Raw genomic sequence first — 23,226 nt, 5'->3', positions numbered from 1 at the left:
TTTCATGTAATAGTTGTCTATCTATATTATAATAAAAACTAAACAGTAATATGAAGGAGAAAGAATATGGAAGGAAATAGACCAGTCATCATTGGGGTAGCAGGAGGAAGTGGTAGTGGGAAGACTTCTGTTACACGTGCGATATGTGAGCGTTTTGGGGAAGAAAAAATATTAGTTATTGAACAAGACTATTATTATAAAGACCAAAGTCATTTAACTTTTGAAGAAAGATTGGAAACAAATTATGATCATCCGCTCGCATTTGATAATGAATTATTAGTGGAACATGTAAAAACATTATTAAACAATAAACCGATTGAAAAACCGGTATATGATTATAAATTGCATACGCGTTCCCAAGAAGTGATCCATGTAGAGCCAAAGCAAGTCATCATCGTTGAGGGAATACTCATTTTAGAACATTTACCTTTAGTCGACTTAATGGATATTAAAGTATTTGTCGATACAGATGCGGACGTACGAATTATTCGCCGTTTATTACGAGATATTAAAGAACGTGGTCGCTCATTAGATTCAGTTATTCAGCAGTACATAGAATCAGTAAGACCGATGCATTTACAATTTGTTGAACCCGCGAAAAGATATGCAGATATTATTATTCCTGAAGGTGGAGAAAACCATGTTGCAATTGATTTACTCGCAACAAAAGTAAAGCATATATTAGATGATGTCCAATCATAATTAAATTAAAAAACGTTTTTTAATTTCTGGAGTGATAATCATACATGTGTTATCCGTACGAACTATTTTATGGCGGTGTTTCGCAAAGAGGCGGTAGGCGGTGTTTCGGATAACCGGTGGAATGATCACAAATGTATAAAAAACTTTCCAATGTGCCGGTAAATATTTGCAAATGTGTAATACGGCGGAAGAGGCAGTATACGCTCTATTTTCATCGATGAAAACAAGACTATCGATGTCGTGTCGTAAATGATTTAGCGCAAGTAATTCTTGACCGATATCACTCTTTAGGGATGCGAAATGGAATAAAGCGTCCGGGTCTCTTCGAATGATAAACTGTACACTTTTATTGCAAACATTACACTCGCCATCAAATAAAATAATTTTCATTTTCCTACCCTCCTTATGTGTAAAAAAACGGTTTGGATCATTGTCATTGCAATCCAAACCGTTTTATATTATACAAGTTCTTTTTCTAATGCAGCTAAACGCTCAGCAACTTCTTCTTCCGTTAAACCTTGTTCTTTCACATATAAATTTCTTTCGCTACGACGGCATGCATCTGTACATCCGCGTAAATATTTATGTTCATTTTCTTCAGAACATAAAATTTGTTTGTTACAAACTGGGTCTGCACAGTTTACATATCGCTCACATGGTTCACCGTCAAAATGGTCACGTCCAATGATAACATGTTCTTTATGGTTAACAGGTACAGTTAATCTGTTATCGAAAACATAGCACATACCGTCCCATAGTTCTCCTTGAACTTTCGGATCTTTTCCATATGTGACGATACCACCTTCTAATTGAGCAACATTGTCAAAACCTTCACGTTTCATCCAACCTGTGAAAATTTCACAACGAATGCCACCCGTACAATATGTTAAGATTTTTTTCTTTCCTTCAAAAAGGTCTTTATTTTCTTGAACCCATTCAGGCAATTCACGGAAGCTATCGATGTCAGGGCGAATCGCTCCACGGAAATGTCCTACATCATATTCATATTCGTTTCTTGTATCTAAAATAATGGTATCTTCATCTTGCATCGCTTCGAACCATTCTTCCGGAGATAAGTATTCTCCCGTAATTTCGTTCGGATCAACTTCTTCATCTAAACGTAATGTGACGAGTTCTTCTCGTGGACGAACATGCATCTTTTTGAATGCATGGCCATCATGTTCATCAATTTTAAAGAATGTGTCTTTAAAACGTTCATCAGCATGCATATGTTCCATATATTTTTCCGTTTGTTCCACTGTTCCAGAGACCGTACCATTAATTCCATTATGATTTACTAAAATACGTCCCTTTAAGCCTAATTCATTACAAAAATCTAAATGATCTTTTGCAAATTGTTCATGATCCTCGATCGGCACGAACTTGTAATACAGTAATACTTGATACTTTTCCTTTTCCATTTTACTTACCACCTATAATAATATTTACAAGATATTTTATCGGTAGCATAACGATTTTTATTACCTTGCAATTTATTATTATAACATTTTTCATGCTATTATGTAATAAATGCAAACATTTATACGAAGTTTATTTACTCTTTTGTCATAATTTTGTATAGTGATATAAATAGACTAAATATTGCATAAATTTATATTGTAAGGGGGAATGAAAGTGGAAGAACAACGTGATCAATGGACATCCAAAATTGGATTCATATTATCGTCTGCTGGTGCAGCGATTGGTCTTGGTGCAATTTGGAAATTACCATATGTGACAGGAATGAGCGGAGGAGGAGCATTTTTTCTTATTTTCGTTATTTTTACATTGTTAATTGGACTGCCAATGCTAATTTCTGAATACATTATCGGTCGTGGTGCAGGGAAAGAGGCGATAAGTGCTTATAAAAAACTTGCCCCCGATAGTTTTTGGGTATGGGTTGGCCGTATCGGTGTACTCGGTTGTTTTTTATTATTAACATTTTATAGTGTAGTTGGTGGTTGGGTACTAATTTATACGTTCAAAAGTTTGATTGGGCAAGTGATACAAACTGGGGCAGATTACGAAGGGTTATTCGTCTCTGTTATTACGAGCCCGACAGTGACATTAGGCGGCCTTTTATTATTTACATTATGTAATGTAGTCGTTATTTCCTTTGGGATAAAAAATGGAATCGAACGTGCGAATAAATATATGATGCCATTGCTATTCATTTTTTTCTTAATTATTGTCGTACGTGCGTTAACATTAGAAGGAGCGATGGAAGGGGTAAAATTCTTTTTAGCGCCTGATTTTTCTAGCATTACAGGAGAAGCTGTTTTATATGCATTAGGGCAATCCTTCTTCTCTTTAGCAGTCGGATTTTCTTGTATGGTGACATATAGTTCCTATTTGAAAAAGGATGTTAACTTAACGAGTTCAGCAGGATCTGTCGTCGGGATGAATATTTTCGTTTCGTTATTAGCAGGGCTTGCGGTGTTTCCAGTCGTTTTCGCTTTAGGAATGGAACCAACGGAAGGACCTGGATTACTATTCATGGTTTTACCAGCAGCTTTTGGGGAAATTCCATTCGGTGCATTTTTCTTAAGTTTATTTTTAATTTTATTTTTATTTGCGACATTAACATCTTCTTTCAGTTTATACGAAATTATCGTATCAGCATTTACAGCAGATGGAAAACGTTCACGCACAACTGTTACGATGATGCTAGGGGCGGTATTGTTTATCGTTGCAATTCCAGCAGCATTATCGGATAGCTTACTGTCAGATGTATCGATAGCAGGAAAGAGCATTTTTGATGCAACAGATTATTTAGTAAGTAATATTATGTTACCTCTCGGAAGTTTATTAATCGCATTATTTATTGCATACAAAATGGATAAAACATTAGTAAAGGAACAATATCATATCGGTTCAACGAGCAATTCGAGTTTATATGGATTATGGAGAGTATTAATGTCTATCGTTGTTCCATTGACTATTATCGTCGTTTATTTAAATATGTTAGGAATTGTTGGAGGAACAATGTAAGTAAGTTGGAAATTTTTAAATAATTTAGCAATTCGCTTGCAATTTTGTTCCATAAGGAGTAAAGTAGTATGTAGCAAAAGGCAATTGAGTAATAAAATACTTTACGATCTCTTTTATCAAGTAGGTGTAAAGGTATTGATTCAATTACTTTGCACGATATTTGTATAAGGAGGTCATTCATAATGATGACTGGTAAAGTTAAATGGTTTAACGCTGAAAAAGGATTTGGATTCATCGAGCGTGAAGACGGAGACGACGTATTCGTACACTTCTCAGCTATTCAATCTGAAGGATTCAAAACTTTAGAAGAAGGTCAAGACGTTGAATTCGAAATCGTCGAAGGAGAGCGTGGACCACAAGCAGCTAACGTTTCTGCACTATAATTGGTAAACGTAAAAGGACTTTTCAATGTGAAAAGTCCTTTTTTTGATTGGATAGAAGCATTAAATTTTTTATTACATACATTTAAAAAAGTTCATGGGAGGGGTGCAAGGATGGATACTTTCAAACAAGAATGGTTTGGGAATGTTCGGGCAGATATTTTAGCGGGTATCGTTGTTGGACTAGCTTTAATTCCTGAAGCATTGGCATTCGCGTTTATTGTCGGTGTAGATCCACGAGTAGCGTTGTATGCTTCTTTTACGATAGCAGTTATTATCTCATTTGTCGGTGGACGGCCTGGATTAATATCTGCAGCAACAGGTGCGATGGCTTTAGTCCTTGTTACTTTAATGGCAAATCACGGATTGGAATATGTGCTGGCAGCAACTATTTTAACGGGCATTATCCAATTCTTTCTAGGTTTATTTGGAGTAGCCAAGTTGATGCGTTTTATTCCAAACTCCGTTATGTTAGGATTTGTGAATGCATTAGGTATTATGATTTTTATGACACAGATGCCTTATTTAATTGGTTTTAATACGATGACTTATCTTTTTGCCATTATTACGTTAATTTTAGTATATGTAATTCCACGTTTTTTAAAGATTATTCCAGCCCCGCTCGTTGCTATCGTTGTAATGACAACTATCGCTTTGTTAGCGGATATTAATCTTCAAACAATTGGAGATCTCGGAACGATGCCAAATACATTGCCAACATTTTTTATACCAAATATACCAATGACATTTGAGACATTGAAAATAATTTTACCTTACGCTTTAGCTCTATCCATTGTAGGTTTACTTGAATCGTTATTAACGTCACAAGTGTTAGACGATATGACAGACACTGAAAGTGATAAAAATAAAGAAGCTCGCGGACAAGGGATTGCTAATTTTGTAAATGGATTTTTTGGTGGAATGGCTGGTTGTGCATTGATTGGACAATCAGTTATTAATGTAAAGTCAGGTGGTCGTGGGAGACTATCTACGTTTACGGCTGGAATCTTTTTAATGTTTTTAATTATTGTGTTAGGAGATATCGTTGCAAAAATACCGATGCCAGTTCTCGTAGGGGTTATGATTATGGTAAGTATGACGACCTTTAATTGGGGTTCATTTAAATTTTTAAAACAAGCCCCAAAATCAGAGTCAATTGTGATGATTACAACCGTTATCATTATTTTATATACACAAAATTTAGCAATCGGGGTTGTCATTGGCGTTATCTTAAGCTCCCTTATGTTTGTCGGGAAAATTTCGCAAGTAACAGTAATAAAGCAAAATGCGGAATATAAAGTGCAAGGTCCTTTATTCTTTGCTTCGACAACGAAATTTATTCAATATTTTCGTCACATAGAAGAAGGTAGTATCGTCATTAATTTTATCGATAGTCACTTATGGGATGAATCAGCTGTAGGAGCCATCCTAAAAGTAAAACATAAACTAGAAGAAAAGGGTGTGCAAGTTCGTATCGTTGGTTTAAATTCAATGAGTGAACAAATATATGAACAATTAAAGTAAGGAGTGGTTTTATGAGGATTGCAGTGGCGATTGACGGTTCTGAAAATGCATTGCGTGCCGCTAAACATAGTGTTTATTTGGTAAAACATCTACCAGAGGCGGTGCTAGAACTTATTTTTGTCGTCGATTTTGATAAGGTGAAAGATGATTATTTATTGACGCAAAACAAAGATAGTTTACTGTTAGAACGCGAGAAAAAAATAAAACCAGTCATACTAGAAGCTGAAAAAAATGATATTGCGACAACTGTTACCATTTTAAAAGGCAACCCAAGTCAAGAAATTATTCGTTATGTAAACAGTGAGCCGATTGATCAACTTATTCTCGGAAGCCGCGGACTAAATTTATTCCAAGAGATGATACTTGGAAGTGTCAGTCATAAAGTAATGAAACATGTGCAATGTCCTGTGACGATTGTAAAATAGCAAAATATATCATTTGTTTTTAGTGAGAGCCGTACGAAAAATATATACGAATGGGCAGCTAGTGTCGTTATTTTCACTAGCTGCCCACTCTAAACATGATAAAGGAAAGATTATTTATGAATAGTGGATGGTTTTCATATAAAAACCACTATATTACATCTCTATTTCTTCTGCGTTTTCAATGACATCATCTGGTACGACGATTTCATCCACCTCGTTGTAATTTGAATATGTCATTTTCATATCTTGGTTTAAATTCATTTCTTGTTCTTCAATTTTCATATCCATATCCATCGTCATATTTAATGCTTGTACATAATAATTATCTTTATCGATCTTCATTTCATAGTTCAGAGAATTAAATGTCGTATTCTCAAAAATCTCTTCTCCCATCATTTGCATTTCATCTGGAAGAGATGCTTGAACCATTTCCATGAGTGAATCATCTAATGTTTCATCATCCGATTTAAAAATTAATAAATAATGATCATCTTTTTCTTCCACTGTGAAGTCCTTCATAAGTGGCTTCATTTGTTCTAATTGTTGTTCAACATTTGCTTGTGCCTCAGCCTGAGCTAGTAGTTGTCCTGATAATTCATCAGGTAATTTCATCCAAGTATCAGACTCAGGATCTAACATATAATAGCCGTCTTCCGTAAAGTATGCCTCTGTTTCTTGTTTTCCAGCATCAGGAATATCTGTAACAATCGTCTGTTTCATCGTCATTGGGTCCATGATGATGTCCATCGATGTAGTAGAGTTAATATTCATTTCTTCTCCGTCCATCACCATTAATTGTTTCATATCAGCTTCTGCCGAAAAACTTTCTAAACTATTATTCGCTTCTGTCGCTTTTTGGAGAAGTTCTTCTGCATCGCTATTTCCATCTGCATCGTCCGTTTCTTCTTTCGCCTCTTCTCCGTTATTGTTTGCTTCATTGTTTTCGACGTTTTCTGTCTTTGACTCATTGTTTGTATTGTTGTTTGTAGCATTTGTATCGTTTGAATTATTGCCACATGCACTTAATACAATAAGTAACAATGCTGAAAAAATAGTTAGTAAAACTTTCTTCATCTGTATTCCTCCTCAAACTTATTCTTTATTCTGTACCACCTTTTATATGAGATAAAACATCATTTTGCAAAGACCATTCTTTTCGCTCATATTAATAGAAGAATAATAAGAAAAAAGTAGTGTGAATATGTGGTGGGAAAGCATTATAACATTTGTTATTCTGTTTTATTTGGCATTTTTTCATCTATTGTATATGATTTTGACATAGGAATAATTTTTCATATATATAAAATGATCTATTGAGAAATGGAATGTAAAAGGGTGATGAGGATGAAACGTAGTGAACGTGATCAGTTTATTATTGATCAATATAAAAATGATGAAAAGATGATGGTGTTAATTTTTACTCAGTGGTGTGTGAATCATGGCCTTGACCCTTATGTTGTATATGAAGAGGCATATCCGCATGAACGCAAAAATAATGCAATTACAGAAGCGTTAGAACAGACAGTGTCCAAAAAAGAGTCGGAAGAAATTAGTGTGGAAATTGTGCAACACGTATTACAGTTGTTTGGAAATGATGACTTAGCATTTGTCGTTCAACAATATGCAGATGCAAAAAGTAAATAATCTAATGAAAAAGTGGAACAGTGAAAGACAGCGTTCGTCTTCATATTTGTTCCACTTTTTTAATCATTCCTCATAATATTTTAATAATGCATGAATGCCGTTTTCGCCTTCTCCTTTTTCTGCTAGCTTTTCGTACATCGCTAAAGCAAGCTCTAACCCAGGCGTTTGCATATTCATTTCTTGTGCAGATTCGAGTGCAATTTTCATATCTTTAATATAATGTTTGATTGCAAATCCAGGGTCAAAATTGCCGTCAATCATTCTCGGCGCATAATTGTCCATAGACCAACTTCCTGCAGCACCTGTAGAAATGGAAGCAAGTACTTCTTTCGGATCAAGTCCAGCGTTTTTAGCGTACATTAATGCTTCACAAAGTCCGACCATTGCTGGTGCAATCGATATTTGATTCACAGCCTTCGTATGTTGCCCACTTCCGGCAGGACCTTGCAGGCGAATATTTTCTCCCATTATTTGAAATATTGGTAACATCTCATTGAAAACATTTTCTTCGCCACCGACCATAATAGCTAATTTTGCATTTTTTGCACCGACATCTCCACCAGAAACAGGCGCATCAAGAGCGTGTAAATCTTTTTCCTTTGCTTTTTCATAAATTTCTTTCGCTAAGGAAGGTTTGGATGTCGTCATATCGATTAAATATGTACCTTGTTTTGCATGGGCAATGAGACCAGCACTGTTAAAGTATACATCTTCTACATCTTTTGGTGTACCAATCATCGTAATAATGATGTCTGATTTTTTGGCGATGTTTGTAACAGAGTCTTCCCAAATTGCGCCTTCTTCCATTAATGTATGGGCTTTTGCTTTCGTACGAGTAAAAATATGTACTGGATAGCCGGCATTCATTAAATGTCGTGCCATGCTTTCACCCATTACTCCAGTTCCTATAAAACCAATCGTTGCTTTTTCGGTCATATACTATTTCCTCCCTATTAATTTTTAGAGAATTAAGAAAATGATGCATATGCATATTTTAACATAAAATTGTTTTGAAATTAAAGAATCAAAAATATGTGTTGATGCATAGTATACAAAGGACGTTTTATTTAGGAGGGATTCGATGTTAACGAATAGAAGGAAAGAAAAATTAAAGGAGATGTTGCTTGAGCGTCAAACAGAAATGATTGAAAAAGTCGGATCAGAGGAGATTAGTGAAGAGATGACAGGAGAGTTATCGAATTATGATAACCATCCGGGTGATCAAGCGACAGAATTATATGATAAAGAAAGGTCAGCAACCTTTCAACGACATGCGGAAGAGGAATTGGAAAATATTAACGAGGCATTACATGCGATGGAAGATGGAACATATGGGATTTGTCGCGTTTGTAGTGAACCGATTTCATATGAAAGATTGCTTGCGATCCCTGCAGCAGATACATGTGTGGAACATAGTGAAAATAAAATAGATGTACCAATACAGGAGGAACGGGAACCTTTTGGGGAGATGGATATTTTCACTTTTGTCGAACGATATGGTACATCGAGCAGTTCACCGATAGATCGAAATTAAGCGGAAATTATATTTTTATCCTAATTTTTAGTTAAAAATACATGACAAGACGCATAGCATCATGTATACTAAGTACGCTTTAAGATACTTAATATAGGGAGCGTACATGAATGAATTTAAGAGAAGATATTCGAAATATCGCAATTATTGCTCACGTTGACCATGGAAAAACGACATTAGTCGATCAGTTATTACAATACTCAGGGATTTTTCAAGAACATGAACAAGTTGAATCAAGAGCGATGGACTCTGATGATATAGAAAAAGAACGTGGTATTACAATTTTATCTAAAAATACAGCGGTTCGTCATGGTGAAACGACGATTAATATTTTAGATACACCGGGACACGCGGACTTCGGGGGAGAAGTTGAGCGAATTTTAAAAATGGTAGATGGAGTTATTTTAGTCGTAGACGCTTACGAAGGAACAATGCCACAAACGCGTTTCGTTTTAAAGAAAGCATTAGAAGCAAAAATTAAACCAATTGTCGTGTTAAATAAAATTGATCGTCCGAACGCACGACCAGAACATGTCGTCGATGAAGTGCTCGATTTATTTATTGATCTTGGTGCAGATGATGATCAATTGGAGTTTCCTGTGTTATATGCATCTGCATTAAACGGAACTTCCGGAAGAGAGCCTGAAGATCAACAGCAGACGATGGATCCAATTTTTGAAACGATTATTGAATATATTCCAGCACCTGTTGATAATGTAGAAGAACCATTACAATTACAAGTGACATTACTAGATTATAACGATTATGTAGGCCGTATCGGTATTGGGCGTGTCCACCGTGGTACGATTAAAGTAGGGGACCGTGTCGTGTTAATAAAACAGGATGGAACAGAAAAAAGTTTCCGTGTAACCAAATTATTCGGTTTCTTCGGCTTAGATCGTTTAGAAATTAAAGAAGCGAAAGCTGGAGACATTGTTGCGGTTTCTGGTATGGAAAATATTAATATCGGTGAAACGATTTGCCCGGCAGATCATCTAGAGGCTTTACCATTATTGCATATTGATGAACCGACATTACAAATGACGTTTTTAGTAAATAACAGTCCGTTTGCAGGAAAAGAAGGTAAATATATTACATCTGCAAAAATTGAAGAACGTTTATTAACACAACTGGAAACAGATGTAAGTTTACGTGTTACACCGACAGAATCACCAGATGCGTGGATTGTTTCTGGACGTGGTGAACTCCACTTATCTATTTTAATTGAAAATATGCGTCGTGAAGGATTTGAATTACAAATTTCCAAGCCGCAAGTTATTACGAAGGAAATAGATGGGAAAGTTTGTGAACCGATGGAGCGCGTACAAATTGATGTGCCAGAAGAATATACTGGTGGTGTAATGGAATCAATCGGGGAACGTAAAGGAGAAATGCTCGACATGATTAACGATGGAAACGGGCAAGTTCGTCTTATTTTCACGGTTCCATCGCGTGGATTACTCGGTTATATGACAGAATTCATGTCGCAAACACGTGGCTACGGTATTTTAAACCATAGTTTCAGTGGGTATGCTCCAGTTGTAAAAGGTTATGTTGGTGGCCGCCGCCAAGGTGTACTCGTCGCACTAGAAAATGGTAAGGCGACAGCATACGGAATTTTACATTTAGAAGATCGTGGAACAATCTTTGTAGGACCAGGAACAGAGGTTTATGCGGGGATGATTGTCGGAGAACATAACCGCGAAAATGATTTAACGGTGAATATTACGCGTGAAAAACATTTAACGAATATTCGTTCCGCGCATAAAGACCAAACTTCCATTATTCGTAAAACACGCTCCATGTCGTTGGAGGAAGCAATTCAATATTTAAGTGACGATGAATATTGTGAAGTGACACCTGAATCAATTCGTTTACGTAAAAAATATTTAGATAAAAACAAACGCGATAAAATGTCGAAAAATAAATAAATACAACAAAGGACCAACACATTTTTATGAAGTGTTGGTCCTTTATTGATGATTGTGATGTGTTGCATCCGATTTGTCTGGTGTTGCATCTGCATTTCGCGTTATTGCATCCGTTTTGCCTGGTGTTGCATCTGCATTTCACGTCATTGCATCCGATTTGCTTGGTGTTGCATCTGCATTTCGCGTTATTGCATCCGTTTTGCTAAGTGTCGCATCTGCATCTCGCGTTATTGCATCTGTTTTGCCTGGTGTTGCATCTGCATTTCGCGTTATTGCATCTGGTTTGCTTGGTGTTGCATCTACATCTCGCGTTATTGCATCTGTTTTGCCTGGTGTTGCATCTGCATTTCGCGTTATTGCATCTGCTTTGCCTGGTGTTGCATCCGCTTCCCCCATCATTGCATCCGTTTTGCTAAGTGTCGCATCTGCATCTCGCGTTATTGCATCTGTTTTGCTAAGTGTCGCATCTGCATTTCGCGTTATTGCATCTGTTTTGCCTGGTGTTGCATCTGCATCTCGCGTTATTGCATCCGTTTTGCTTGGTGTTGCATCTGCATTTCGCGTTATTGCATCTGTTTTGCTAAGTGTCGCATCTGCATCTCGCGTTATTGCATCCGTTTTGCTTAGTGTTGCATCTGTATCCCGCGTTATTGCATCCGTTTTGCCTGAGGTTGCATCTGTTGGAGGTCGCATCCGCCATCCCTCGCAGAACTACACCCATTCAATCCACTCAAACAGGCAAGACTCTAGCTTTTACGTACGAATTCGTGATCCGTCTGCATATCCCACTCATGAATAGAATAATCTCTTGCACCAAGTGTGATGTAAGGATCTTCCTTCACCCAAGCTTCTACTTCTTCTCGTGTCTCAGCTTCATAAATGACGAGACCTCCACTTCCATCTGGAAAACGGCCGAAAAGTAATACTCGGTTTAATTTTCTCATTTCATCTAAAAAATCTAAATGAGCTTGACGGTGTGTTGCGCTTTTTTCTTCATCTTTCATGGATAAAACTACTGCGAATTTTTTCATGTTGGTCACTCACTTTCTATAAAATTACGTTCCTGCTCTTCATTGTTTTTTTTATTCGGAATGTATTTCGTGAAATAGGCAGCAAACATTAGTAACAAAAAGGCAATTGCCCATGTAGCGATGCCAGCCCATCTTACTTCAGATTTCATGCCGATAAAGACAACAATCATACTAGCAATAACGAAAATCGTCGTTAAATATCGTTTCACGACAAACCCCTCCGTATGCATTTCATTCTAGCATTATCATACCATATCACATATAATAATTCAGAAAATTACGTCTGATTTGCCATAAGCATTACATGAAATGAAAATTAATAGTACAATGTAATTAATGAATGTATGTGGGGTGAGAATATGCGTGAAGTGGTGATTATTGAAGGATGTCGAACGGCAGTAGGGAAAAGAAAAGGAGCCTTAGCTAATTATCGTTCAGATGAATTGCTTGCAGATGTGTTAGAAGCGTTAGTCCAACGAGCGTCAATTGAAAAGGATATGGTGGAAGATGTCATTATTGGTTCTATCACACAAATAGGAGAACAAGCGATGAATGTCGCACGGACAGCTTCTTTAATGGCTGGTTTTCCGACGACCGTTCCTGGTGTAACAATCGATCGTCAATGTGGATCAAGTCAACAAGCAGTTCATTTTGCTGCGCAAGCAATTATGGCAGGGGATATGGATGTCGTTATTGCAGGTGGGGTAGAGAGTATGACGCGTGCACCGATGTTTCAAAATATTGGTGAGACAAAGCATAGTGAAAGACTACTAGAAAAACATCGTATTGTAAATCAAGGTATATCCGCAGAACTCATCGCAGAAAAATGGAAACTATCACGAGAACAATTAGACACATTTTCTGTAAAAAGCCATGAAAAAGCATTACATGCAATAAAGGGAAGAAAGTTTTCCGACGAAATCATACCGATTGAACTGGAGGATGGCACTATTTTTAAAATGGACGAAGGACCTCGAGAAAATAGTTCAGTAGAAGCGTTAGCAAATTTACAAGCCGTTTTCCAGGAAGATGGGAAAGTAACAGCAGGAAATGCGAGCCAAATGAGTGATGGAGCAAGTGCTGTATTATTAATGTCCCGTGAAAAAGCGGAACAACTCGGACTTCGCCCACGCGCAAAAATTGTGGCAAGGACTGTCGTAGGTTCAGATCCGACGTTGATGTTAACGGGGCCGATTGCTGCGACAAAAGACGTGCTTGAAAGATCCAACTTAACGATGGATGAAATCGACTTATATGAAGTAAACGAAGCGTTTGCCTCCGTTCCTTTGGCATGGCTTCAAGAAATAGATGATGCAAAAGAAGAAAAATTGAATGTAAATGGTGGAGCAATTGCATTAGGACATCCATTAGGAGCGACCGGGACGAAATTGCTCGTTACTTTATTACATGAATTAGAACGACGCGAAGGTAAGTATGGATTACTCGCGATTTGTGAAGGAATGGGAATGGCGAATGCGACCATTATAGAAAGACTTGATTATTGATAACGAGTTATAAAATTATCATGTACAATTTTAGAAATAGTTCTTTATTTGGATGTAGAAAGGATTTGCACCATGAAGATGAAAAGAATAATTTTCCTATACATCATGCCCCTTGTCCTATTAGCGGCATGTGGACCGAAAGAGATTTCTTTGGAGTATACGATCGTACAGCATGAACAGGAAGACGAAACAGAAATGAATAATGTAGAAAAAGAAACAATGACAAATAATGTAGCAAATGAATCGGAAGAAGCACCGGTTATAAATGAAGAACAACGAGCAGACGAGCAAGCACCTGAAAAAGACGAAGCGGAAATAACGATTGCCGCTATTGGAGATATATTGCTTCATGACACCGTGTATAAAGATGCTAAAACAGATGAAGGCTATGATTTTATGCCGATGTTAGAACTCGTTAAACCGTATTTTAAAGAAAGTACGATTACATTCGCAAATCAGGAGACGATGATTGGCGGGGAAGAAATCGGTTTGTCTTCTTATCCACAATTTAATAGCCCGACTGAAATTGGCGACGCATTGAAAGAGAGTGGTGTAGACATTGTTTCACTGGCAAACAACCATACATTAGACCGTGGAGAAGAAGCGATTCAAAACGCACTCGCACATTGGGATAAAATAAATATGCCATATGTCGGTGCATATAAAGATAAACAAGATGCGAAAAAATTACGTGTCATTGAAACAGATGAAGGAATCGATGTCGCATTTCTTGCATATACGTACGGAACGAATGGTATACCAGTACCAGAAGGGAAAGATTATTTAGTTAATTTAATTGATAAAGATAAAATTGCTATAGATATGAAACAGGCAAAATCAGAAGCGGATGTTACAATCATTAGTTTGCATTTTGGTGATGAATATATTCGATTGCCGAACGATGCACAAAAAGACCTCGTGCAATTCGTTGCTGATTTGGAAGTAGACGCTGTTTTAGGTCATCATCCGCATGTTTTGCAACCGGCTGAATGGGTGGAAGGGAAAAATGGTAATGAAACACTTGTCATTTACTCCTTAGGTAATTTTTTATCTGGACAAGATGAACTGCATCGTTTAATTGGTGGGATGTTTCGTTTTACAGTGAAGAAGACAGTAGAGGGAGGCGATGTTAATATCGAACTCCATACACCACAATTTTTGCCGACATATAACTTTTATCAAAACTGGCGTAATTTTAAAGTGATTCCGATGCATGAATTAACAGATAAACAATTAAAAGATGCACAAAAACATTATAAGGAAATAAAAGAACATATGTCACAATGGATGCCTGAATTAGAAATTATTCAATAAAAAAGTTGGGGCGCTACTAGTTAGAAAAAATCGTTTTAAAAACGGCTTTACCTACTAATGCCCCAACCTTTATTTCTTTTTATCTAAATGAACGACAACACCACGCACATAACGAATGTTTTCATCATCGATCGTTCCTTCTCTATCTTCCTCTATTTTTCCCCACTTAAATAATATAACTAATAACGCGACAGCATAACTCGCTAATTGGATAATTTTCAAAATGCCTCCTGCAGCCTGCTGGTCATAGACAGCTGTAAAAGCAGGAATAAACGTACCGGCTGTTTCAACATACATCGGAAAAAACTCATTTTGAATTATGACGTAGAAAAATCCGATTGGAAACAGGGCGACAGAAGCTAAGAAAATATATAAAGCACGCATTAAATGTCCGAATCCTTTTATTTCTGGGACTGGATGAATAATTACCCACCACATAAATATGGCGCTGAAAAAAATAACGACCTGTACAATATAAACTACGACCACATTCATATGAACTAAGTTAAAAATAGAAGGAATTAAATATAAAGTAAGTAATCCATTAAATGTAACGAGTGTTAACCACGGATGTGCTAAAATATTTAATGCAAACTTAGTTCGATGTCCCCAAATATACTTTCGTAAAAAGTTTACAGGCAAAGATAAAATGAGTAGTGGAATAATAACAAAATATGCAAAAGCCATTTGGAAAACATGTACACTAAAGAAATAATGACTTCCTAATACATCAAGTGGTGTACACTTTATAAGGAAGCCTAAAAATACTGCTGTAAAAAAATATGTTTTTTGCCATGCAGTCACATTATATAATGGTGATTGAATGACATTTTTTACATAAAAATAAACGATGGCCAATATAAGGATGAGCCAATGAAGTTTAAACAAGGCATACAGTGAATGTTCATGCAGTAATATTTCAAACAATGATTGACACCACCATTTCTCCTCCATATCAATTTCACATGTTCTCTCTTTATTTTAACAGAACGGTATCGGTAAGAACAGACTAAAAGTACTTCCCGATAAGCCCGAAAACAACTAGCACAATTAAAATAATCCAAAAAATATTTTTTCGTAATGCAGATGGCCGGCGACGTTTTTTCTTCCATCGGTTTGGATCAAACCCAATATCATCATCGTCACGTCGCTTTACACGAACTCTCGCAATAAAAAATGGGACAGCATTTTTTAAAATAATTGGTCCTGTTGCAAAGCCAGCGATAAATCCGAATATATGTGCAGCGATATTGATGTTCGGCTGAATAAATGTCATAACAAGCCCAATCACGAAAACGACCGTTACAATATTTGCACTACCTTTATCCATTAAATCTTTCCGCATCCATACCATGTAAATATAAAGACCGAATAACCCATAAATTGCCCCTGAAGCACCTAAGTGTGGTACGGATGAAGTCGGATCAATAATGTATGTACCAAGATTTCCGGCAATTCCCGTAAATAAATAAACGAAAATAAACTTTGGAATACCTAACATTCTTTCGAGTGCAGGACCAAAAATGACAAGGGCAAATGAGTTAAAAATTAGATGGCCGAGTTGTATGTGTAAAAACACCGGGGTAAGGAGTCGCCAATATTCTCCATGGAATACTGAAAAATTATGACCGATTCCTAAATCAAAAATCGTTGCCCCGATCGGAAGGCGAAATAAAGAAAAGCTCGCCCATAAAACGAAATGGATTATAACGATGATTGAAACGACAGGATATAGTTCAAAAAATTCCTTAATGCTACGCTCTGTTCGGATGAACATATGACTTCCCTCCAAATAATAGGAATATTACATATTAATGATATGATAGAATGGACTAAAAATGAAGGAAAGGTAACTTATATGGTAAAAGGAATAGGAATTGATATCGTAGAAATAACAAGAATAAAAAGAGCAATGGATAAAAACAGCCGTATTGTGAAACGAATTTTAACCGAAAATGAATATATCCACTATACGACATTGCCGACGGAACGAAGAAAGCTCGAGTATGTTGCGGGACGTTTTGCAGCGAAAGAAGCATATGCAAAAGCAGCAGGAACAGGGCTTGGGAAATTGAGCTTACAACATATTGAAATTTTATCTAATGAATGTGGTGCACCGGAAATGTTCGTGCAAGACGCTTCATACGATATTTTCTTATCTATTTCACATAGTGAACATTATGCAGTTGCACAAGTTGTTTTAACATAAAAGCATAAGTACATTTTTTCTCTCATATATATGTTGTACGAACTATAGAGGAAGGGGAGAAAAAATGTGAAAAGGATATTAGCAACATTTTTGGCGATGTTCGCAATTATTTTGCTAGCAGCTTGTTCTAACACTTCGAAGGAATCAATCGTAAAAAAGTTATCATCTGAGCTCGAAGATATGACGAGCTATAAGATGGAAGCGAAGATGACAATGCATACAGGAAAAGAAGCGCGCACATATGATGTAGAAGTTTTATATAAAAAAGAGGATAACGATCATTTCAAAGTAACCTTAATGAATGAAGAAGAAAAAACAGGGCAAATTATTTTGAAAAATAATGAAGGGGTGTTTGTATTAACGCCCGATATAAAAAAGACCTTTAAGTTTCAATCGGAATGGCCTGAAAACAGTAGTCAACCATATTTATATCAATCCGTCATTCGCGATATAATGGAAGATAAAGAAGCGACATTTACGGAAATGGATGATTATTATTTGTTTGAGGCAAAAACAAATTATGAACATCAATCTAATTTACCTTCAGAAGAAATTTATATTAATAAGAAGACATTGCTCCCACAAGCGGTACACGTATTAGACGAGGAAAAAAATACATTAATCGAAGTAATTTTCTCCAATGCAGAAACAGATGTTGCATTTGATGAGGAGACATTTCATAAAGACAAAGTGCTAGAGAGCCTACACGCAAGTGTTGATGTGGAAGTTGATTCGAATGTTTTGGAAGTACAGTATCCACTTGAAACATTTGGTGCGACATTAGTAGAGGAAAAAGAAATACAAACAGAAAATGGCAAGAGAATTATTATGACATTTGAAGGGGAAGATTCATTTACACTCATTCAAGAAAACGAAGCAGTAAAAGATGAAACCTATACAGAAGAAGTGTATGGAGAAATGGTGGAAATGAAAGATTCCGTTGCCGCTATATCAAATGGGACGATAGAATGGACAAAAAACGGCATCAAATATTATGTCGCTAGTGAAACGATGTCTACAGAGCAATTAACAGAAGTAGCAAATTCATTAGAAGGAAAAGGAATTAAATAAGCGAATGTATACTGGAATGTGACAGACAATTACATACATCATTTAGAACGATTCATCCTTCGTTATTTTTGAATGATGGAAATAGGTGAATAACATTAACTATTTATCTTTATATAACGATAAATATAATTGAAATATCCCTAATCATAAAGTAAAATTTAATCATATTTACATATAACAAAATATTCGAAAGAAATGAACATACAGATGTAGAAAGGGGTATTTTATGTATCGTCGTACAAAAGCAGTCATAAATTTACAATCGATTGGACATAATATACGTCAGTTACAAAGTTTATTAGACGATGAAAACCATGTAATGGGCGTTGTAAAAGCTGATGGATACGGTCACGGAAGTGTAGAAGTAGCAAATGTGCTACTTAATGCAGGGGTAGACTTTTTAATGGTAGCTTTATTAGAAGAGGCAATTCATTTAAGAAAGCACGGAATTGTCGCGCCAATTTTAGTAGTCGGTCGTGTCCATCCAGAAGATGCCCATGTAGCAGCATCACATCATATAACGATAAACGTCTATGAACACGCATGGATAGAAGCGGTAAAAGAGCTGCAATTTGAATCCCCTTTACACATACATGTGGAATTTGAAACAGGGATGAATCGTACAGGAATTTGTACAGAAGAAGAATTACGAAAAATCGTTACAGCAATCCATAAAAATCCGCAACTAAAATTAACTGGTGCATTTACTCATTTTGCTACAGCAGATGATATTGATAGTGCCCATTTCCATGCACAATATGAAAATTACGAAAAGATGTTGCACATTTTAGCGAGTATACATGACGAACCAATTATGACACATGTCGGTAATAGTGCGGCAGGAATTCAGTATCCTGAAAAAATGAAACGATATACGAGATTTGGTGTTTCTTTATATGGTTTATATCCATCGGCGGAGATCAGACAATTAAATAATGTTACATTGGAACAGGCTTATTCCTTATATAGTGAACTGATCCAAGTGAAAAAGATTAAAGCAGGAGACTTTGTTGGCTATGGCGCAAACTTTGTCGCTGAAACAGATATGTGGATTGGAACGATACCAATTGGATATGCAGATGGCTGGACGAGAAAATTACAAGGTTTTGAAGTGCTAATCGCTGGAAAAAGAATGCCGATTGTCGGTAGAATCTGTATGGATTCAATGATGGTGCGCTTAGATGGGCCATATGAAGTTGGGGAACAAGTTACATTATTAGGTGGAGAAGATGATGCATTTATTGACATGGATGAAGCGGCGAATTATTTAGAAACAATCAATTACGAAATTCCTTGTATGATAACGAGTCGAGTACCTCGACAATATTGCTGAAAAAAAGACAAATTTACTGAATTCTTTTTGCATAAGCATAGATAACATGCTATTATAAAAGAAATATGTTTAGGAACTTCACGGATTAATGGAGGTGTTGGGTGTTGCCAAATCGATTTGAAGAGTTACGCATTTCACTACCTAAAAAACTATTTGCGGAAGTAGACATTTTGGCGAAGCACGAGAATAAAGACATTAATGAATTAATTTATCATGCAACGAAAAGTTATATTGAGTATAAACATGAAGTACGAGAGTTGCATGAGACGATGCAAAAAGGCTATGTGGAGATGGCAAAAATTAATTTACATCTTTGTTCAGAAGCATTTTTAGCTGAAGAGGAGGCCGAAAACACCTATGACCGCTTAGTGATCGGGGTGTAGCGTGTTGATCGTACAACGCGGCGATATATATTTCGCAGACCTATCACCAGTTGTCGGATCTGAACAAGGTGGGGTAAGACCAGTGTTGGTCATCCAAAATGATATCGGTAATCGTTTTAGCCCGACGATCGTAGTCGCTGCTATAACTGCGAAAATTCAAAAGGGAAAATTACCTACCCATGTTGAGATAGAAGCCAAAGAACATGGACTAGAAAGAGACTCCGTTATTTTATTAGAGCAAATACGGACGTTAGATAAGCAAAGATTGACAGATAAAATTACGAGATTAGATAAGAAAACGATGAAGCAAGTTGATCACGCGTTAGAAATTAGTTTAGGGCTAGGCTTTAAATCCTTTTATGAAGAAGAACATCAAGAAGACGAACGATAAATGTGGGAAAATAGCAATCATTCTTTATTTATACCTTCCCATTTATGTTCGTCTTTTTTGTTTATAGGTAGACGAAGGTTCTATAGTAAAAAACATCCTAGCTTCATCGTAAGCGATAGGATGTTTTTTTATTAAAGGTTTTCTTATCATTTCTTTTTAAAACTTCTCCATACAAAGGCAAGTACACCAATAGTACTAGCGGTTAAAAGTATCGGTTTCTTTTTTAACTTATTATTTTCATATAGTTGATTTTTAATAATAAGTTCCATATTCCTTGGTCGTTCTGCTAATCTTCTCATGAAATATCCGAACCAATCTTCTCCATATGGTAAATAAACCGTGAATCGATACCCTTCATTTTTAAGTTTTTCTTGAAGCTCTTCTCTAAAACCATATAACATTTGAAACTCTATTTTATTTTTATCGATGTTTTCTTCTTCAATATATTGAAGTAAAGCATGAATCATATAATGGTCATGTGTAGCGAAAGAGGTGAATGTCCCTTCCTTTAAACGTTTTTTTGATAAGTGCAGGAATTTTGCATCAATCTCGTCTTTTTGTTGGTAAGCGACTTCTGCACTTTCTTTATATGCGCCTTTTACGATTCTTAATCGAACATCCTTTAATTGTTCCATTAAAGCCTCTGCATGGTAATAATAACTTTGAATAACCGTCCCAACATAATTATAGTCCAATAATAACTCATTCAAAATACGAAATGTAGCATGATAATGTGCATAATCCTCAGTGTCAATATTAATGAAAATTTGATACTTACTTGCGACATCTAATATTTCCTTCATTAAATGTAAACAAAATTCTTCAGAAATATCTAAGCCGAGTTGTGTAAGCTTTAAAGAAATATGACAATCGAGTTGTTCCTCATTTATACAGTGCATAAATTGAATGATCTTTTCCTTCGCTTGAATAGATACCTCTTTTTCCGTAACGAATTCTCCTAAATGGTCAACCGTACAACTAAACCCTTTTGCATTTAATGTTCGAACGGTCTCCAAGGCATCTTCTAAATTTGTTCCAGCAATGAATTGATCGGCGACAATTCGGTATCCCCATTTTTGTGCCATTGTTTGAAGTGTCTTATTGTTGGACATACCGATAAAAAGGTTTTTCATGAAATATTGCATCGTAAAACACCTTCTTTCGATATAAGTTTATGTATATTATATCATTACATAGTAAAAGAAAGGAGGGAACAACCGGAAGAAATATGATAAGACAAAGGTTTTTTTAATGTAGGTAAAATGTAAAGACAATTCAAAAGAAATAATCAATTTGTAGCGAGCATCAAAATGATTGCATATAAAATAAAAACGATGTAATATAATTTCTAGCGTCAAACGAGGCGGTTAAAAAACCGTTGAAAGCTTTAGTATATTAATTGACGAAATAGCACAAAACATGATAAGTTAATTTAAGACAAACGGAATTAAAAACTTTTTAAAAAAGAATTTAAAACTGTTGACATTGAAAACTAATTCATGTATAGTAGTTCTTGCTGTTACAAAAAAAGTGTTATGAAAGTTCGGGTGGAACTTACTATATAACACGTGGTAGGACAACAAGCGCAAGCGAGAAGGCGAAAATGCAAATATCAAAAAACTTGCATTTCTGAGTACAATTAAATATAGTAATAAAGTAGCATTTGTTATTTGTTTGTACATAATCATCAGTAGCTATTCAAAACATATGTGAAGCGGAAGCGAGCACATTGTATAGAAGTTACAGATTTACCAAATGGATACAAGCAATTATATTACATAGTAGTTCAATGGTAGAGAAACGGAATGTAAGTAAAGTTTACAAGGAGTGCATGGTGCACGACGAGGCCATTAGGAAGCTACACCCTAGAGAATAGGGTATAAGTAAATTATTATGATTCCACAGTAGCTCAGTGGTAGAGCAATCGGCTGTTAACCGATCGGTCGTAGGTTCGAACCCTACCTGTGGAGCCATTATGGAGAAGTACTCAAGAGGCTGAAGAGGTACCCCTGCTAAGGGTATAGGTCGCTATCGCGGCGCGAGGGTTCAAATCCCTCCTTCTCCGCCATTAGAATTCATGGCCCCTTGGTCAAGTGGTTAAGACACCGCCCTTTCACGGCGGTAACACGGGTTCGAATCCCGTAGGGGTCACTTTATTTTAACCGAATCATTAAGTAATGATTGGGCTATCGCCAAGCGGTAAGGCAACGGATTTTGGTTCCGTCACCCTAGGTTCGAATCCTAGTAGCCCAGCCATTTCTTTTCAAATGAGTTTAAAGTATTTCAAACTTGATGCTCTGTTAGTTAATGAGTTGCCTAGTTTTGATGCTTGATCATGCGAAACATAAATAGGAGCCATTAGCTCAGGTGGTAGAGCATCTGACTTTTAATCAGAGGGTCACAGGTTCGAATCCTGTATGGCTCACCTTAATAAAGAGATAACTGAGTAAGTGAAGTAATGTCATAAACGCATATTACTTGAAAGCATATATACTTTCTGCGGTCGTGGCGGAATGGCAGACGCGCTAGGTTGAGGGCCTAGTCGGGTTTACTCGGTGGAGGTTCAAGTCCTCTCGACCGCACCAAAAATAAATAATCAAATTTGTTGCAATCATGTTCTGAATGTGTTAAGATAGAACTTGTCGCAAAAAACTTTTACTTTTACATGCGGGTGTAGTTTAGTGGTAAAACTCCAGCCTTCCAAGCTGATGTCGGGGGTTCGATTCCCCCTACCCGCTCCATTATAACTAATATGATGGGCCTGTAGCTCAGCTGGTTAGAGCGCACGCCTGATAAGCGTGAGGTCGGTGGTTCGAGTCCACTCAGGCCCATATCGTTCAAAAATGAACGATTGATTT

25 protein-coding genes and 8 tRNA genes are annotated in these 23,226 nt (G+C 36.4%); 23 read left to right on the top strand and 10 right to left on the bottom strand.

Features of this window, described 5'->3' with window-relative positions:
• Nucleotides 1–66: 66 nt before the first annotated feature.
• A complete protein-coding gene (gene udk / locus SPD45_RS04090) occupies nt 67–702 on the top strand; it encodes a uridine kinase (protein ID WP_336266427.1) in 636 nt (211 codons plus the stop codon).
• Here the strand turns inward: udk and SPD45_RS04085 are convergent, their stop codons facing one another.
• Both SPD45_RS04085 and trhO read right to left on the bottom strand, forming a co-directional pair.
• A complete protein-coding gene (locus SPD45_RS04085) occupies nt 703–1,092 on the bottom strand; it encodes a thiol-disulfide oxidoreductase DCC family protein (protein WP_336266426.1) in 390 nt (129 codons plus the stop codon).
• A gap of 68 nt (nt 1,093–1,160) precedes the next feature.
• Nucleotides 1,161–2,123: an oxygen-dependent tRNA uridine(34) hydroxylase TrhO gene (trhO, locus tag SPD45_RS04080; RefSeq protein WP_336266425.1), complete on the bottom strand. Its 963-nt coding sequence runs from the start codon at nt 2,121–2,123 to the stop codon at nt 1,161–1,163.
• A 214-nt stretch (nt 2,124–2,337) separates the two neighbouring features.
• On the opposite strand from trhO, the gene SPD45_RS04075 reads away from it, so the two are divergent.
• From SPD45_RS04075 to SPD45_RS04060, 4 genes are all read left to right on the top strand, one after another.
• Entirely contained in the window at nt 2,338–3,693 is a 1,356-nt protein-coding gene (locus SPD45_RS04075) for a sodium-dependent transporter (RefSeq protein WP_336266424.1), read from the top strand.
• 182 nt (nt 3,694–3,875) lie between these two features.
• Complete coding sequence (locus tag SPD45_RS04070; protein ID WP_336266422.1) at nt 3,876–4,076, top strand: cold shock domain-containing protein; 201 nt, start codon at nt 3,876–3,878, stop codon at nt 4,074–4,076.
• 111 nt (nt 4,077–4,187) lie between these two features.
• Nucleotides 4,188–5,597, top strand: coding sequence for a SulP family inorganic anion transporter (locus SPD45_RS04065; RefSeq protein ID WP_336266421.1), 1,410 nt, complete (start codon nt 4,188–4,190; stop codon nt 5,595–5,597).
• Between the two features lie 11 nt (nt 5,598–5,608).
• The gene (locus SPD45_RS04060; protein WP_336266420.1) at nt 5,609–6,022 is read left to right on the top strand and encodes a universal stress protein; all 414 of its coding nucleotides are present in this window, start codon (nt 5,609–5,611) and stop codon (nt 6,020–6,022) included.
• A 153-nt stretch (nt 6,023–6,175) separates the two neighbouring features.
• Here the strand turns inward: SPD45_RS04060 and SPD45_RS04055 are convergent, their stop codons facing one another.
• Entirely contained in the window at nt 6,176–7,096 is a 921-nt protein-coding gene (locus SPD45_RS04055) for a DUF6612 family protein (protein ID WP_336266419.1), read from the bottom strand.
• Between the two features lie 270 nt (nt 7,097–7,366).
• On the opposite strand from SPD45_RS04055, the gene SPD45_RS04050 reads away from it, so the two are divergent.
• Nucleotides 7,367–7,666 carry a hypothetical protein gene (locus SPD45_RS04050; protein ID WP_336266417.1) on the top strand — a complete coding sequence of 100 codons (300 nt, stop codon included), beginning with the start codon at nt 7,367–7,369 and terminating at the stop codon, nt 7,664–7,666.
• Nucleotides 7,667–7,729: 63 nt separating this feature from the next.
• Here the strand turns inward: SPD45_RS04050 and SPD45_RS04045 are convergent, their stop codons facing one another.
• Complete coding sequence (locus SPD45_RS04045) at nt 7,730–8,602, bottom strand: NAD(P)-dependent oxidoreductase (protein ID WP_336266415.1); 873 nt, start codon at nt 8,600–8,602, stop codon at nt 7,730–7,732.
• Between the two features lie 145 nt (nt 8,603–8,747).
• Here SPD45_RS04045 and SPD45_RS04040 point away from each other — a divergent pair, with 145 nt between their 5' ends.
• Nucleotides 8,748–9,200 carry a TraR/DksA C4-type zinc finger protein gene (locus SPD45_RS04040; RefSeq protein WP_336266413.1) on the top strand — a complete coding sequence of 151 codons (453 nt, stop codon included), beginning with the start codon at nt 8,748–8,750 and terminating at the stop codon, nt 9,198–9,200.
• A 110-nt stretch (nt 9,201–9,310) separates the two neighbouring features.
• Complete coding sequence (gene typA / locus SPD45_RS04035) at nt 9,311–11,131, top strand: translational GTPase TypA (RefSeq protein ID WP_336266412.1); 1,821 nt, start codon at nt 9,311–9,313, stop codon at nt 11,129–11,131.
• 138 nt (nt 11,132–11,269) lie between these two features.
• Here the strand turns inward: typA and SPD45_RS04030 are convergent, their stop codons facing one another.
• Genes SPD45_RS04030 through SPD45_RS04020 form a run of 3 tightly spaced genes read right to left on the bottom strand, consistent with a single transcriptional unit; the run spans nt 11,270 to nt 12,371 of the window.
• The gene (locus SPD45_RS04030; RefSeq protein ID WP_336266409.1) at nt 11,270–11,824 is read right to left on the bottom strand and encodes a hypothetical protein; all 555 of its coding nucleotides are present in this window, start codon (nt 11,822–11,824) and stop codon (nt 11,270–11,272) included.
• Nucleotides 11,825–11,877: 53 nt separating this feature from the next.
• Nucleotides 11,878–12,162 (bottom strand): YciI family protein, encoded by a 285-nt coding sequence (locus tag SPD45_RS04025; RefSeq protein WP_336266408.1) that lies wholly within the window; start codon nt 12,160–12,162, stop codon nt 11,878–11,880.
• Nucleotides 12,163–12,167: 5 nt separating this feature from the next.
• Complete coding sequence (locus SPD45_RS04020; RefSeq protein WP_336266407.1) at nt 12,168–12,371, bottom strand: hypothetical protein; 204 nt, start codon at nt 12,369–12,371, stop codon at nt 12,168–12,170.
• Between the two features lie 150 nt (nt 12,372–12,521).
• On the opposite strand from SPD45_RS04020, the gene SPD45_RS04015 reads away from it, so the two are divergent.
• Entirely contained in the window at nt 12,522–13,667 is a 1,146-nt protein-coding gene (locus SPD45_RS04015) for a thiolase family protein (protein ID WP_336266406.1), read from the top strand.
• A gap of 78 nt (nt 13,668–13,745) precedes the next feature.
• Complete coding sequence (locus tag SPD45_RS04010; protein ID WP_336266405.1) at nt 13,746–14,981, top strand: CapA family protein; 1,236 nt, start codon at nt 13,746–13,748, stop codon at nt 14,979–14,981.
• Nucleotides 14,982–15,050: 69 nt separating this feature from the next.
• Here the strand turns inward: SPD45_RS04010 and SPD45_RS04005 are convergent, their stop codons facing one another.
• Together SPD45_RS04005 and SPD45_RS04000 are read right to left on the bottom strand one after the other, a co-directional pair.
• Nucleotides 15,051–15,908 carry a cytochrome c oxidase assembly protein gene (locus tag SPD45_RS04005; RefSeq protein WP_336266404.1) on the bottom strand — a complete coding sequence of 286 codons (858 nt, stop codon included), beginning with the start codon at nt 15,906–15,908 and terminating at the stop codon, nt 15,051–15,053.
• A gap of 82 nt (nt 15,909–15,990) precedes the next feature.
• The gene (locus SPD45_RS04000) at nt 15,991–16,758 is read right to left on the bottom strand and encodes a rhomboid family intramembrane serine protease (RefSeq protein WP_336266403.1); all 768 of its coding nucleotides are present in this window, start codon (nt 16,756–16,758) and stop codon (nt 15,991–15,993) included.
• Between the two features lie 81 nt (nt 16,759–16,839).
• Here SPD45_RS04000 and acpS point away from each other — a divergent pair, with 81 nt between their 5' ends.
• The 5 genes from acpS to SPD45_RS03975 all read left to right on the top strand — a co-directional run bounded on the left by acpS (nt 16,840) and on the right by SPD45_RS03975 (nt 20,368).
• Entirely contained in the window at nt 16,840–17,190 is a 351-nt protein-coding gene (gene acpS / locus SPD45_RS03995) for a holo-ACP synthase (RefSeq protein WP_336266401.1), read from the top strand.
• A 66-nt stretch (nt 17,191–17,256) separates the two neighbouring features.
• On the top strand, nt 17,257–18,261 hold the full coding sequence (locus SPD45_RS03990; protein WP_336266400.1) for a LolA family protein: 1,005 nt from the start codon (nt 17,257–17,259) through the stop codon (nt 18,259–18,261).
• Between the two features lie 226 nt (nt 18,262–18,487).
• The gene (gene alr, locus SPD45_RS03985; protein WP_336266398.1) at nt 18,488–19,594 is read left to right on the top strand and encodes an alanine racemase; all 1,107 of its coding nucleotides are present in this window, start codon (nt 18,488–18,490) and stop codon (nt 19,592–19,594) included.
• Between the two features lie 104 nt (nt 19,595–19,698).
• On the top strand, nt 19,699–19,977 hold the full coding sequence (locus SPD45_RS03980; RefSeq protein ID WP_336266397.1) for an antitoxin: 279 nt from the start codon (nt 19,699–19,701) through the stop codon (nt 19,975–19,977).
• Nucleotides 19,978–19,981: 4 nt separating this feature from the next.
• The gene (locus SPD45_RS03975) at nt 19,982–20,368 is read left to right on the top strand and encodes a type II toxin-antitoxin system PemK/MazF family toxin (protein ID WP_336266395.1); all 387 of its coding nucleotides are present in this window, start codon (nt 19,982–19,984) and stop codon (nt 20,366–20,368) included.
• Between the two features lie 146 nt (nt 20,369–20,514).
• Here SPD45_RS03975 and SPD45_RS03970 read toward each other — a convergent pair whose 3' ends face one another.
• The gene (locus SPD45_RS03970) at nt 20,515–21,513 is read right to left on the bottom strand and encodes a proline dehydrogenase family protein (protein ID WP_336266394.1); all 999 of its coding nucleotides are present in this window, start codon (nt 21,511–21,513) and stop codon (nt 20,515–20,517) included.
• Between the two features lie 753 nt (nt 21,514–22,266).
• On the opposite strand from SPD45_RS03970, the gene SPD45_RS03965 reads away from it, so the two are divergent.
• From SPD45_RS03965 to SPD45_RS03930, 8 genes are all read left to right on the top strand, one after another.
• Nucleotides 22,267–22,341, top strand: a tRNA-Asn gene (locus SPD45_RS03965).
• A gap of 4 nt (nt 22,342–22,345) precedes the next feature.
• Nucleotides 22,346–22,436: transfer RNA gene (locus SPD45_RS03960), tRNA-Ser, on the top strand.
• Nucleotides 22,437–22,447: 11 nt separating this feature from the next.
• Nucleotides 22,448–22,519 (top strand) — tRNA-Glu (locus SPD45_RS03955).
• Nucleotides 22,520–22,550: 31 nt separating this feature from the next.
• Nucleotides 22,551–22,624: transfer RNA gene (locus tag SPD45_RS03950), tRNA-Gln, on the top strand.
• Nucleotides 22,625–22,720: 96 nt separating this feature from the next.
• A tRNA-Lys gene (locus SPD45_RS03945) sits at nt 22,721–22,793 on the top strand.
• A 74-nt stretch (nt 22,794–22,867) separates the two neighbouring features.
• Nucleotides 22,868–22,953: transfer RNA gene (locus tag SPD45_RS03940), tRNA-Leu, on the top strand.
• An 82-nt stretch (nt 22,954–23,035) separates the two neighbouring features.
• Nucleotides 23,036–23,109 (top strand) — tRNA-Gly (locus SPD45_RS03935).
• Nucleotides 23,110–23,125: 16 nt separating this feature from the next.
• Nucleotides 23,126–23,199: transfer RNA gene (locus tag SPD45_RS03930), tRNA-Ile, on the top strand.
• Nucleotides 23,200–23,226: the final 27 nt, after the last annotated feature.

Source organism: Pseudogracilibacillus sp. SO10305 (assembly GCF_037072005.1).
Classification (GTDB): Bacteria; Bacillota; Bacilli; order Bacillales; family Amphibacillaceae; genus Pseudogracilibacillus; species Pseudogracilibacillus intestinigallinarum.
Note: the sequence above shows the minus strand (reverse complement) of the source record. Positions and strands in the feature narration are given on the sequence as shown.